Source organism: Bacillus nitratireducens (assembly GCF_036320425.1).
GTDB classification, from domain to species: domain Bacteria; phylum Bacillota; class Bacilli; order Bacillales; family Bacillaceae_G; genus Bacillus_A; species Bacillus_A nitratireducens.
On sequence record NZ_JAUMJO010000004.1, the window covers coordinates 287,511 to 299,754 of the forward strand.

Below are 12,244 nucleotides of genomic sequence, written 5' to 3' on the forward strand. Positions count from 1 at the left end.
TAATTATTAACTACTTTAACGCCGCTTGTATTTTCAGACGGTGTTATAAGTATTTAACAGTAAAACGACAAAATAAATAATAGATTTGATAACTGGTAATTAAAATGCGTGAAGAATTGATATTTTTGTAGCTAAAAGAATTTGAGAAAGTTTTTAGAGGGTTATTTTAGTAATGCCCTTCCACTTATAATGGTTGTAGAGAAGATGACTAGGCAACTATAGTTATTTTCGTTTCATTTTTGGGAAGGGGATGAAAGAATGAAAAAGACAAGTTTACAAAAGATGAAAAAGGTTATGTTGAGTGGTGGGATATTACTTACGGGATTATTAACATTTGGATTTTCAGAAAAGGCTTCAGCTCACGGGTATGTAGAATCACCAGCGAGCCGATCTTTTTTATGTAAGCAAGGGGTAAATGTAAATTGCGGTCCAGTTCAATATGAACCACAAAGTGTAGAAGGAATAGGGGGTTTTCCGCAATTAGGACCTTCTGATGGACAAATCGCAGGAGCTGGCCATTTTCCTGCTTTAGACGTTCAAGCAGTTGATAGGTGGAAGAAAGTTACGTTAAACGGTGGGATGAATACATTCAAGTGGAAACTAACCGCTCCTCATAGTACGAAAGAATGGAAATACTACATTACAAAGAAGGATTGGAATCCAAATATGCCTTTAACAAGGTCTAGTTTAGATTTAATGCCGTTCTATGTGAAAAATGATGGCGGAGTTAGACCGGGGACAACAGTAACGCATGAAACAAATGTACCAACTGACCGTAGTGGCTACCATCTTATTTTAGCTGTTTGGGAGATTGCGGACACTGGAAATGCGTTTTATCAAGTTATTGATGTGAACCTTGTGAATAATGGTTTAAATTCTAATTTTGCGTTTAACACTGTAGTGCAAGTTCCTACACTATTTTAAATTAAATATACATTTTGATCATCTAATTCATTTTCGATGATCTTTTTTATGAAAAATATAGAAGAAAGTACAATTATTTATAAAAAATTCGGCTTTAAATATTGTCATATTTGCTTCTTTAAGATATCCTTTTCATGAAGAGGTGGAAAACATGGAAAAAGTACTAGTTTTCGGGCATAAAAACCCAGATACAGATGCAATTTGTTCTGCAATTGCTTATGCAGAATTGAAAAAAGAATTAGGAATGAATGCTGAGCCTGTACGTTTAGGCGAAATCAGCGGTGAAACTCAATTTGCGTTAGACTATTTTAAAGTAGAAGGACCGCGTTTTGTTGAGACAGTTGCAAGCGAAGTGGACAACGTTATTTTAGTTGACCATAACGAGCGTCAACAAAGTGCTAACGATATCGAATCTGTTCGTGTGTTAGAAGTTATCGACCATCACCGTATTGCTAATTTTGAAACAAGCGATCCTATTTACTACCGTTGTGAGCCAGTTGGATGTACAGCTACAATCTTAAACAAAATGTACAAAGAAAATGGCGTTACAATTCGTAAAGAAGTTGCTGGTTTAATGTTATCTGCAATCATTTCAGATTCTTTACTATTCAAATCTCCAACTTGCACAGAGCAAGACGTAGCAGCAGCTCGTGAATTAGCGGAAATCGCTGGTGTAGATGCAGATAGCTACGGCTTAGAAATGTTAAAAGCTGGTGCTGACTTAAGCGGAAAAACAATGGAGCAATTAATCTCTCTTGACGCTAAAGAATTCCAAATGGGTAACGCGAAAGTTGAAATCGCGCAAGTAAACGCTGTTGATACAAACGACGTTCTTGTACACCAAGCGGAACTTGAAAAAGTTATCTCTGCAGTAGTAGAAGAAAAAGGTTTAGACCTATTCTTATTCGTTGTAACTGATATCTTAATTAACGATTCTGTTGGTCTTGCGATCGGTAAAGCAGCAAACGTTGTTGAGAAAGCATACAACGTATCTCTAGAAAACAACACTGCTACTTTAAAAGGTGTTGTATCTCGTAAAAAACAAATCGTGCCAGTATTAACAGAAACATTCCAAGCTTAATATTATTGTGTACGGATAAACAGGAAGGACAAGTAGTCATATTGGCTGCTTGTCTTTTTCTATCTCTAAAAAACAGAAAATTGAAATTAAAAACAGGGGGATTGTGTATGTTTATTGATTTGGAAACATTGAAAAGTAAATTACAGGCACTTTTCGAGCGGAATATTACTTCTGTTTTAGAATTAGAGAGTTGGCTTTTGGATGAACAGTGTTTAAACGCTAAAATAGAAGAGGAGTTAACTAATAGTTTAATTGCCACATATAGAGATGCAGACGATAGTAATTTACGTGATTTACATATGTATAATCAAAATACAATTCAACCACTTTTAAAAAGATACAATGCAAAATTTGACCAGAAATTTAAAGATTGTCCGTTTGTCGATTTATTAGATGAGCAGAAATATGGATTTATGAAAAAAGCAAGATTGGTGAAAAGTAAAATGTTTAATGAAAAGAACATTGCTCTTTCCATTAAAGAGCAAGAGCTTATAACGAAGTATAGAGAAATAATGTCTAACATAGCTATTCATTGGGAAGGTGAACAAAAGACGTATGCATACGTAAAAGCACAGCTAGATAACCCAAATAGAAATATTCGAGAAAAGGCATGGTATGCTTTATGCGAAGCAAGAAGTGCAGTAAAAATAGAAATAGATTGTATTATGAATGAACTCGTACAATTGCGGAATGAGATAGCTTTACATGCAGGATTTAATAATTATAGTGAATATGCTTTTAAACAAAAAAATAGAGATTATAGTATTGAAGAGTGTTATAAACTTCATGAATCTATAGAAAAGTATGTTGTACCAATTTGGAAACAGTTAGGAAGTCTTTCTAAAAAGAATCTCGGTGTAAAAACGTATCGCCCTTGGGATCTAACGCCTTGTAATTTACCAAAAGCCCCATTTCAAAATACCGTTGATTTATTGGATGGGGTTGAAGAAATGTTACGGAAGACAGATTCGTGCTTTCATGGAGAATTTACTCATATAAGGAAAGCGGGATTAATTGACGTAGAAGAACGAGAAAATAAAGCGCCAGGAGCTGCTTGTTTTACCTTACCTCATAGTAAAGATGTTTTTGTGTATTCTAATTTTAGTCCTTCATTTTATGCAATTAATGCACTAATACATGAAATAGGGCATGCATTACATTTTTATAAACAATTTAACAATGAAAGTAGCATGCAGGAAAGATATCTTCGTGAAGAGGTGGCTGAACTTTATTCCCTTAGTCTTGAGCTACTATTAATGGATAAGCTTAATGTTTTTTATAAGCAAGAGGATGAGTATAAGGAAGTGCAGCAAGTACAATTGTTCCGTACGATGTCTTTATTAATGTCGTCAGTTTCAGGAGATGTATTCCAACACTGGATCTATACAAATCCAAACCATACGCCAGAAGAGCGTGATAAGAAATATGTTGAGCTATGTAAAAGGTATCAATATTCACCAGTCGATATTGCAGGATTAGAGTATGAAATCGGTGCAAGCTGGTTAGAGTCATTTCACTATTTTCAGTTTCCTTTTTATAAAATTGAATATGCAATTGCACAAATAGGAGCAATGCAATTGCTTCAAATTTATCGGGAAGATCCAGAAAAAGCGATTGCTTTCTTTAAAGTGGGAGCGAGTTCAGATTGGAATTTATCTATACAGGAAATATACGGAAATACAGGTGTTAAGTTTGACTTTTCGGAAGAAAGGATAGAAAATACTGCTAGCGCTATTCTGGATCTGATTAACGAATTAAAATAAGGATAGCCTTTAGCTATCCTTAAAAACTTTTATTCATAAGACTTTTTCTTATTTATATAAAATGTGATAATAGCAGCGATAATGAAAATAGGTATTGCGTACGCTTGCCCAACAAAGAATTTCCAACCTACAGTATTATAGCCGTCAGATGCTGGAATGATAATCGCGATGATACAAACGATAATATAAGCTAATAATGCTGGGAGTATATTTTTCATACGTATTCACCTCCTTTTTATAATATATTTGTATATTTTACTATTGAATAGCGGTTAGAAGATTTATTGTATTTAATTTTACAAAATCTTCACAAACTCACTAAAGGATGGGGTGTATGCATGCTGTATGAAAGTGACTTTAGTACGGTATGTTTATGTAATAATATATGCTTAATAGACTGCTCTAAAATAAATTAAACCAAATATAGAAGATAATGTAATTTAATCTTTCAAGATTAGTATATAGTATTCTGTAAAAAAATGTACTGGAAAATTGATATTTCATAAGAAAGATAGAAGCGAGGTAAGAAATAACGATGAAAAGGTTATGCATAATTCCATGCGGAAAGAAGAAAATTTGGGATAAGTACCCAGAGTATGGAGAGGCAGAGGCAAAAAATGTATATATTAGTCCATTCGGAAAAGCATGTCAGGCGTATGGAACTATGTTTTTCGAGAATTGGGTTATATTATCAGCGAAGCATGGATTTTTAAGGCCAAATGATATTGTACAGGAAAATTATGATCTTGCATTTGATTCAAAGAGTGATGAGATTATTAGCATTGAACAATTAAAACAACAGATGATTGAAAAAGGCTTACTTCAATTTGATGAAATAGTATTGCTTGCAGGGAAGAAGCATAAAAAAGTTGTGACGAAGCTATATCCAGAAGAAATCATTACATATCCATTAGAAGGGTGTAAAGGCATTGGGTATATGTTGCAGAGATTGAAGGGGGCTGTGGAAGGGCAGCAGGAAATATAGGCATGAATTAGTACTTGATTCAAATTACATCACATTTATACACTTTAAATAGACTATTAAACAAGCCTTTTTACCCTTTTAAACATAGAATATGATGAATTCTATTTTATATTAGGGGGGAATCATATTCATGTGTAATAATTGTGGTTGTAGACGCAGAGATTGTAATAGATTTTGGGATGATTTAATGTTTGGAAGATGTAGACGCAGAGATTGTGATGATTGTCGTTGCAATCGTAAACGTGACTGTGATTGTGATGATTGCCGTCGCAATCGTAAACGTGACGACGATGATGATAAATGTCGTAAGTGGTAATTTTCTTTGAAAGAGTACTTTGAAGTAAAGTACTCTTTTTTTGTATGAACCTTTTAAATTCCATTTTGAACAGATTTCTTTTCGATTTCCCATGAATCTTGCTTTTTAATTTTTAGAGCTATATTCGTACCATTAGATTCTGTATAAAAGATATATCCGTGGTTGGATTTAACGTAAGTTGAAGGTTCACTTGTGCACTCTTTAGAACAAGATGTGTTAATAATTTCGATTAATGATAATTCACTCGGATCAGTTTTACTAGCATCTATAAGTGTATCAAGGTTCGTTTTGCGAAAGCCTTGTAAGTTTACATGGAAATTCTTTTCTATTTCTCCAGTAACGCTAGTATTCATTACTTCAACTGAATTTTTCTTTTCTAAAAGAAAACCATTTCCATAAAAGAATTTTGTATATCCAAGCCACGCGATTAAAAATAGTATAAAAAATACACCAACTGTTCTAATTTTTCGAAGCCGTATACTTACGATTGATTCTGAATATTTCATTCAGCCTAATCCTCCAATGTTTTTATTTTAAAGTATGCTTGGGTACATATATTTAGAAGGAGATGAAAGTTAGCGAGTTACTGATTCAAAAAAAGAAAGCATCTGAAGTTAGGTGCTTTCTTTTTGAATACTGTCCGCTATCTGTTAGTTACTTGTTTCATTAGAGGTCTTATTTCTTTAACAGGTGGTTTTTTATCATAGGCATCAACGTAAGAAAAGTAATAATTTAAGTTTCTAAGAAGTCCCTTTCCTATTTTAGCGCTTAAGAAGGGGAATACTTGTCCAGTATAATCATCGAGAGATTTACAGTAGTATTTTTCATCTAAATATATACTGTATTTACATGTTAGTTCTACTAATGAGTTACCTTCATCATCAATTACTTCTTTAGAATCAATAATGTCTATTAATGCGAATTTTTCATTCAGATAAACTTTTTTCTTTTTCTCGTGCTTATTTGTGAGAATAAATACGAGACCAATTGCGTTAATCAAACTATTTCCTCCTATAAAAAACGGATATTAATAAAATATATCGATATAAGCTAAATGTAAAGAGGAGAGGTTTAAAATGTAAACTAGATAGAAACAATAATAAACCGATTTGAAGACAAATCGGTTTATTATTGAAATACTTGAGGAAATTGTTTTACGATTGCATTTGTTATCATGTCGGCCATTTCTAATGCTTCTTTTTCAATTTTATCGTAAAGTTTTACTCCTGCTTCATAATCTTTATTTAGGAAGGCAAGTGCTTCTGCTTTCGTTAGTGCTAAATGTTCATAAAACATTTTTCTGAATTCTTCTTTATCTATATATGGGTTGATACTGTTAAGAAATTCAGTAATTTCATCACCATTAGCGTACCATTTCTTTTCTATAGCGGCAGCTGCATTTTGATCACCAGCTTTTGCGGCTTTCACAAGATCGGCTGCAATTACTAAATGATCTTTAATTAATGCACTATATTTCTTTACTGCATTCTCGCCATAGAAGGGCTCAAGTGATAGTCCCATATGTGTTGCGTTTTGTAGAAGCCGTCCAACAGTAACATTAACATCTGGTAAATTAAATACAATACTTATAATAGCTAATCTCGTCCAAGCGACGTGTTGTTCCCATAAAGAACGCATAAACCCTTTTAAAAAATTCTCGTTTTTACTAATTCGGTAGTTACGTACGGATAAATCATAGTTTACATAAGGATTATGATAGGGGGAGTAATACGATTGCCAATAAGAATACATAAATAGTAACACTCCTTTGAACATGTATAACTCAAAGTATGATAAAGATTTATTTTTAGTTACGTGTCCTAGATTATTTTCAGGGAATTTGAAATGGAGAAATTCAATGAATAATGTTGTGGTATATATGAATAAATTGAATATAAAGTAAAAGAGGCTCTGCAAGGGAAGTTGCAGAGCCTCAAAAGGGTATTGCCGAGATGTCGGACTCGACTACGTAATATTATCACAAAATTCTTTTAAAAAAACCTGGTAAATGTGTCCAAATGAAAATGGGACTTTAATAAAGTCAAAGGGACCTGCTTCCCGCGGCAGGCCCCATTAACTAGATAATGTAGATGAGCAAAAACTCATCTGGAGTATCTTCATAGTAACAAATGAAATTTACTTTGTGTATTGAGAAAAAATGAATTACTTGTTTGAATGTAAAGGATTTATATTTTGCTTTTGGGAATTATAATCATTTGTGGAGAAAAGACTTTTTAATCAGGTTACGATATATCGTGATATGCAAGTGTAAAAAGACCTGCTAATTTAAGCAGGTCAACATAAGGGGGTTATCTAACAGATTATTATATATGATAACAACTGTATTGTAGTAAGTCTATAAGTTTAATGTTGAGAAAATTTGTTTGAATGATATATATTTGGCACATGTATTAACGCCTAAAAAGTTGAGAAAGGAAATTAAATAGTTTTTTATAAGAAAATAACGGCTGATACTTATAAAATGATTCATATTTCCACGCATCATTATTAGAGAATTGGAGTTGTTTATTTGACTCTTTAGATTCGATGGAACTATTGTAACGACTCTTCATAATTTAACCTCCTCAAATTCATATGTATACGATTAGTAGTATTCTAGGAAGGTAAATTAAATGAATATTTATTTTGAGATTCTTTCTTCTTGTGTACTAGATTTGTTTATTTTATGTTGGAAAACGTAGGAAGCAAATAGAACTCAAATACTTATAAAATTCAAAGTGGCGAGAATCAGTTTGATGATATAATGGGAATAGATGAAAGATAAAGAAAAGCAGGTGACTCTTTTTTGTTTACAAAAGCTCAAGAACTTTTAGCGTCTTATTTCGGTTATTCGTCATTCCGAAGAGGACAAGATGAAACAATTAAAAATGTATTAGATGGAAAGGATACGGTTTGTATTATGCCTACGGGCGGTGGTAAGTCAATTTGTTATCAAATTCCCGCACTAGTATTCGAAGGAACGACATTAGTAATATCACCTTTGATTTCACTTATGAAAGATCAAGTAGACACATTAATACAAAATGGTATTTCCGCTACATATATTAATAGTTCTATTTCTATTGCAGAAGCGAATCAACGAATTCAATTGGCGAAACAAGGACATTATAAGTTGCTTTATGTGGCGCCTGAGCGACTTGATTCTATGGAGTTTGTTGATCAACTTATCGATATGAAAATCCCGATGATTGCAATTGATGAGGCGCACTGTATTTCGCAGTGGGGACATGATTTCCGCCCGAGTTATTTACATATACATCGTATATTAGATTATCTTCCAGAAAAACCGCTCGTTTTAGCGTTAACAGCAACAGCAACACCACAAGTGCGTGATGATATTTGTAGTACGCTTGAAATTAATCAAGAAAATACAATTATGACAACGTTCGAGCGCGAGAACTTATCGTTTTCAGTAATTAAGGGACAGGATCGTAATGCGTATTTAGCAGATTATATTCGTCAAAATCAGAAGGAATCTGGGATTATTTATGCAGCTACAAGAAAAGTAGTCGATCAGTTATATGAAGATTTAGGGAAAGCAGGAGTTTCGGTATCGAAATATCATGCTGGTATGAGCGATCACGATCGAAATGAACAACAAGAACTCTTTTTACGAGATGAAATCAGTGTTATGGTAGCGACATCCGCGTTCGGAATGGGGATTGATAAATCGAATATTCGTTACGTAATCCATTATCAACTTCCTAAAAACATGGAAAGTTACTATCAAGAAGCAGGACGTGCTGGTCGTGACGGATTAGATAGTGAATGTATTTTGTTATATTCTTCTCAAGATGTGCAAGTACAACGCTTTTTAATCGATCAATCAACTGGAGAATCACGTTTTTCAAACGAACTTGAAAAATTGCAAAATATGACCGATTACTGTCATACAGAACAATGTTTACAATCATTTATTTTGCAATACTTCGGAGAAGAGCCGGGGGAAGATTGTGGACGCTGTGGTAATTGTACGGACGATCGTGAAAGTATCGATGTGACGAGAGAATCACAAATGGTACTATCTTGTATGATTAGGACGAACCAACGATTTGGGAAACAAATGATTGCACAAGTATTAACGGGATCGAAAAATAAGAAAGTTATTGAATTTAATTTTCATACTTTGCCAACGTACGGACTTTTATCAAATCGTAGTGTGAAAGAAGTCAGTGAGTTTATTGAGTTTTTAATTTCAGACGAGTTGATCGCAGTTGAACATGGTACATATCCGACATTAAAAGTAACGGAAAAAGGTAAAGAAGTACTACTTGGTAAAGAGAACGTTTTACGTAAAGAACGAGTAGAAACACGACAAATTGTTCAAGACCATCCTTTATTTGAAGTGCTTCGTGAAGTGCGTAAAGAAATTGCACAAGGAGAAGGCGTGCCTCCGTTCGTTATTTTCTCTGATCAAACGTTAAAAGATATGTGTGCGAAAATGCCGCAAAGTGACTCTGAACTCCTAACTGTAAAAGGAATTGGAGAGCACAAACTTGTGAAGTACGGTTCTCACTTCTTACAAGCAGTGCAGCACTTTATTGAGGAAAACCCAAACTATGCTGAAACAATTAAGACGGAAGTTGTTTCAGAGCGTAAAAAGTCAGGGAAAGCTTCAGCAAATTCTCATTTAGAAACATATGAAATGTATAAACAAGGTATTGATTTAAATGAGGTTGCAAAGGAACGTGGGTTATCGAGACAAACGATTGAAAATCATTTAATCCGTTGCTTTGAAGATGGTATGGAAGTAGACTGGAACAGCTTTGTTCCAGCAGAGTATGAAGCTCTAATTGAAACTGCCGTACAAAATGCAGAAGGCGGTTTGAAATCTATTAAAGAACAGCTTCCAGATGAAGTGAGTTACTTTATGATTCGTGCTTATTTACAAATAAGAAAGTAGAGACATATAAAGGGGATAGGAATATATGTATCATGTTTTTGTGTATGGCACGTTAAGAAAAGAGCAAACGAATGCTCATTATATGCAAGGTGCAACATGCATCGCAGACGCAGCATGGACGTATGGTGAATTATTTGATACAGGTGAAGGGTATCCTGCAATGATTTGTTCAAACAGGGAAAAGGTATATGGGGAAGTTTACGAAGTAGATGATGAGGTTTTGCAAAAATTAGATGAACTCGAAGAATATACAGGTAATGCAGAGAGTGATTTATATGACAGGATCACTCAAACTATTTATTTTGGGGATAGAGAAATACATGCATATGTGTATGTTGCTCAAGATAGTGAAATGTTAAAGAAAGTTATCATTTCTGGTGATTGGCTGGAGTATCAAAAAGGAAAATAAAAGAAGCTATAGAATGATGTAAAAGCAGATAGTGGAATAATCCATTATCTGCTTTTTGAATTTGTATTTTTAAAATTTTTATTATTATGATAAATTATAAATGTAGGGAAATAATAAGGGGGATTTTTCATGGGTATTAGAAATTTAGTTTCTCACCTGTAGTAGAAAAATCTATTGCAGGAGGAGAATAATAATGAACGAGTTAAATGTGAAAGAATTTCACAAAAAACAATTTGAATTGTCGAATTATGATATAAATACGGAAAACTGGCTAGAGCAGGTTGCTAAAGAGGTGCAAGAACAAGTTGGATATCCGTTTCAAACGATGTTAGAACTTGGTGCAGGGAATGGTGGATTTGCTAGAGCGATGTCTAAGTTACATGTGAGAATGACAACTGTTGAACTTGTATCAGAGCTGGTTTCTTTTGCAAAAGAACATTCTAGTAGTGATATTGCCATTCATTGTGGAGATTTTTATCAAATTAACTTTGAAGAAAAATTTGATGTGGTTAGTTATTTAGATGGATTTGGTGTAGGAACAGATGATGAGCAATTGTTTCTACTAAAACGGATTAAAGATTGGATGAAGGAAGATGGATGTGCACTTATTGATATTTATCAACCTTTGTATTGGAAAAAGGTAAGTGGACAAGAAATGCCATTAAGTTCAGCTATGAGAAAATATGAATATGATAGTATAAATGAAAGAATGTTAGATCATTGGTGGAATCCTAATCAGCCTAATGAGATTGTAACACAGTCTTTACGTTGCTATACAGTTGAAGAGATTAGTGATTTATGTGATGAAGTAAATTTAAATATTGTAGCAATTTTCCCGGGTGGCGCATTTGATTTTGAGAAATCGCGATATAAAGAGCAAGCTTCTTTACATGAGTGCTTATCGTATCGTATAAAAGTAAAAAAGAAATAAAGAATAGATTTTGCTTCTCCCTCATACACATTAAGTTAAATTTATGTGAAGGGAATTTTAAATTTATAGAATCTAATAAAGTAAATAATTGGTATGCATTGTTGATTGAGTGCTTCTATACTCATATAAATATCTTTGTTAGCTTCTAAAAGACTGAAAGGTTGGGTTAATGAAGAATGAGCTATGTTTTGGCTAAATAAAACACAAAGGTATACTAGTTTTTGTGAAATATATTCACTAGTTTGTTAAACGAATCAAATCTTTCTAACTAATCACTTCAAATTATTAGGCGGCATATATCATTGTATGTCCTTAAAAACTAATACTAGTTCATTTGAAATCGATAAATTTATATTAAAAACGCCATCCTTTTTGTGTATTTTTATAAAAAGAATAGCGTTTTTTTCGTTATATGGATGCAAATTACATTATCTTGATAATAGTAATAAGGTGAGAATCTATAATGATTAACCAATAATAAAATGACACAATTGACAAAATATACATCAGTGTTATAATGATACATTGTTATCAAGGTAATAAAATAACATTTTTGCATTAAGGGTGTGAATCTATGAAACAAAATAATGAACAAATAAATGAAAAAAAAACAAAAATTAAAGTTGAACGTGTGCAAACTGGTATTAGGATGGAAAAAAGAATGGTAAAAGTTTTGAAAGCGATGGCAGAATATCATGATATTTCGCTGGGCGTTCTTCTTGAAAGAATCGTTCTACATTCTTTCGAAAATAAACCTGTGTTTAGCGATGAAAGTCTTGAAAAAGTTAAAGCTATAAAAGAAGTGTACGATATGGATTATGGCCTAGAAATAAGTCGTCAGTGGAATGATTCGGATAACTAGAATGATTATTTTCACATACAGTTCCTTTTGTAAGCAATTTATGAAATGA

The 12,244-nt window shown here is 33.2% G+C and carries 14 protein-coding genes; 9 read left to right on the forward strand and 5 right to left on the reverse strand.

From position 1 onward, the window contains the following. The first annotated feature begins 258 nt into the window (after positions 1–258). The 3 genes from Q3V31_RS17025 to Q3V31_RS17035 all read left to right on the forward strand — a co-directional run bounded on the left by Q3V31_RS17025 (position 259) and on the right by Q3V31_RS17035 (position 3,768). Positions 259–924, forward strand: a complete 666-nt coding sequence (locus tag Q3V31_RS17025; protein ID WP_000753780.1) for a lytic polysaccharide monooxygenase — start codon at positions 259–261, stop codon at positions 922–924. Positions 925–1,075: 151 nt separating this feature from the next. Continuing rightward, the gene (gene ppaC / locus Q3V31_RS17030) at positions 1,076–2,005 is read left to right on the forward strand and encodes a manganese-dependent inorganic pyrophosphatase (protein ID WP_000416870.1); all 930 of its coding nucleotides are present in this window, start codon (positions 1,076–1,078) and stop codon (positions 2,003–2,005) included. Between the two features lie 107 nt (positions 2,006–2,112). Next, complete coding sequence (locus tag Q3V31_RS17035; protein ID WP_329765642.1) at positions 2,113–3,768, forward strand: M3 family oligoendopeptidase; 1,656 nt, start codon at positions 2,113–2,115, stop codon at positions 3,766–3,768. Between the two features lie 29 nt (positions 3,769–3,797). Here the strand turns inward: Q3V31_RS17035 and Q3V31_RS17040 are convergent, their stop codons facing one another. Beyond that, a complete protein-coding gene (locus Q3V31_RS17040; RefSeq protein ID WP_000789862.1) occupies positions 3,798–3,986 on the reverse strand; it encodes a DUF4017 family protein in 189 nt (62 codons plus the stop codon). A gap of 317 nt (positions 3,987–4,303) precedes the next feature. Here Q3V31_RS17040 and Q3V31_RS17045 point away from each other — a divergent pair, with 317 nt between their 5' ends. Then, positions 4,304–4,753 carry a DUF6884 domain-containing protein gene (locus Q3V31_RS17045; protein ID WP_000824889.1) on the forward strand — a complete coding sequence of 150 codons (450 nt, stop codon included), beginning with the start codon at positions 4,304–4,306 and terminating at the stop codon, positions 4,751–4,753. A gap of 130 nt (positions 4,754–4,883) precedes the next feature. Beyond that, complete coding sequence (locus tag Q3V31_RS17050; protein ID WP_071734417.1) at positions 4,884–5,069, forward strand: hypothetical protein; 186 nt, start codon at positions 4,884–4,886, stop codon at positions 5,067–5,069. Positions 5,070–5,122: 53 nt separating this feature from the next. Here Q3V31_RS17050 and Q3V31_RS17055 read toward each other — a convergent pair whose 3' ends face one another. The 4 genes from Q3V31_RS17055 to Q3V31_RS17070 all read right to left on the reverse strand — a co-directional run bounded on the left by Q3V31_RS17055 (position 5,123) and on the right by Q3V31_RS17070 (position 7,642). Next, on the reverse strand, positions 5,123–5,575 hold the full coding sequence (locus Q3V31_RS17055; protein WP_090813538.1) for a hypothetical protein: 453 nt from the start codon (positions 5,573–5,575) through the stop codon (positions 5,123–5,125). A 137-nt stretch (positions 5,576–5,712) separates the two neighbouring features. Continuing rightward, complete coding sequence (locus Q3V31_RS17060; protein ID WP_000606238.1) at positions 5,713–6,069, reverse strand: hypothetical protein; 357 nt, start codon at positions 6,067–6,069, stop codon at positions 5,713–5,715. 128 nt (positions 6,070–6,197) lie between these two features. Beyond that, positions 6,198–6,821 carry a hypothetical protein gene (locus tag Q3V31_RS17065; RefSeq protein WP_000287718.1) on the reverse strand — a complete coding sequence of 208 codons (624 nt, stop codon included), beginning with the start codon at positions 6,819–6,821 and terminating at the stop codon, positions 6,198–6,200. Positions 6,822–7,480: 659 nt separating this feature from the next. Then, complete coding sequence (locus Q3V31_RS17070) at positions 7,481–7,642, reverse strand: hypothetical protein (RefSeq protein WP_000842437.1); 162 nt, start codon at positions 7,640–7,642, stop codon at positions 7,481–7,483. 233 nt (positions 7,643–7,875) lie between these two features. Here Q3V31_RS17070 and recQ point away from each other — a divergent pair, with 233 nt between their 5' ends. The 4 genes from recQ to Q3V31_RS17090 all read left to right on the forward strand — a co-directional run bounded on the left by recQ (position 7,876) and on the right by Q3V31_RS17090 (position 12,195). Next, positions 7,876–9,993 carry a DNA helicase RecQ gene (recQ, locus tag Q3V31_RS17075; protein ID WP_000494248.1) on the forward strand — a complete coding sequence of 706 codons (2,118 nt, stop codon included), beginning with the start codon at positions 7,876–7,878 and terminating at the stop codon, positions 9,991–9,993. Between the two features lie 25 nt (positions 9,994–10,018). Then, positions 10,019–10,402 carry a gamma-glutamylcyclotransferase family protein gene (locus Q3V31_RS17080; protein ID WP_329765660.1) on the forward strand — a complete coding sequence of 128 codons (384 nt, stop codon included), beginning with the start codon at positions 10,019–10,021 and terminating at the stop codon, positions 10,400–10,402. A 193-nt stretch (positions 10,403–10,595) separates the two neighbouring features. Beyond that, complete coding sequence (locus Q3V31_RS17085; RefSeq protein WP_329765661.1) at positions 10,596–11,333, forward strand: class I SAM-dependent methyltransferase; 738 nt, start codon at positions 10,596–10,598, stop codon at positions 11,331–11,333. A gap of 574 nt (positions 11,334–11,907) precedes the next feature. Next, the gene (locus Q3V31_RS17090) at positions 11,908–12,195 is read left to right on the forward strand and encodes a hypothetical protein (RefSeq protein WP_090813536.1); all 288 of its coding nucleotides are present in this window, start codon (positions 11,908–11,910) and stop codon (positions 12,193–12,195) included. Positions 12,196–12,244 lie beyond the last annotated feature (49 nt).

Bases quoted from the DNA above. Each gene is read 5' to 3' on its own strand.
- Q3V31_RS17090 (WP_090813536.1), top strand. From the start codon at position 11,908: ATGAAACAAAATAATGAACAAATAAATGAAAAAAAAACAAAAATTAAA.
- Q3V31_RS17080 (WP_329765660.1), top strand. From the start codon at position 10,019: ATGTATCATGTTTTTGTGTATGGCACGTTAAGAAAAGAGCAAACGAAT.
- Q3V31_RS17085 (WP_329765661.1), top strand. From the start codon at position 10,596: ATGAACGAGTTAAATGTGAAAGAATTTCACAAAAAACAATTTGAATTG.
- Q3V31_RS17025 (WP_000753780.1), top strand. From the start codon at position 259: ATGAAAAAGACAAGTTTACAAAAGATGAAAAAGGTTATGTTGAGTGGT.
- Q3V31_RS17065 (WP_000287718.1), bottom strand. From the start codon at position 6,821: ATGTATTCTTATTGGCAATCGTATTACTCCCCCTATCATAATCCTTAT.
- Q3V31_RS17045 (WP_000824889.1), top strand. From the start codon at position 4,304: ATGAAAAGGTTATGCATAATTCCATGCGGAAAGAAGAAAATTTGGGAT.
- Q3V31_RS17035 (WP_329765642.1), top strand. From the start codon at position 2,113: ATGTTTATTGATTTGGAAACATTGAAAAGTAAATTACAGGCACTTTTC.
- Q3V31_RS17040 (WP_000789862.1), bottom strand. From the start codon at position 3,986: ATGAAAAATATACTCCCAGCATTATTAGCTTATATTATCGTTTGTATC.
- Q3V31_RS17055 (WP_090813538.1), bottom strand. From the start codon at position 5,575: ATGAAATATTCAGAATCAATCGTAAGTATACGGCTTCGAAAAATTAGA.
- ppaC (WP_000416870.1), top strand. From the start codon at position 1,076: ATGGAAAAAGTACTAGTTTTCGGGCATAAAAACCCAGATACAGATGCA.
- Q3V31_RS17070 (WP_000842437.1), bottom strand. From the start codon at position 7,642: ATGAAGAGTCGTTACAATAGTTCCATCGAATCTAAAGAGTCAAATAAA.
- Q3V31_RS17050 (WP_071734417.1), top strand. From the start codon at position 4,884: ATGTGTAATAATTGTGGTTGTAGACGCAGAGATTGTAATAGATTTTGG.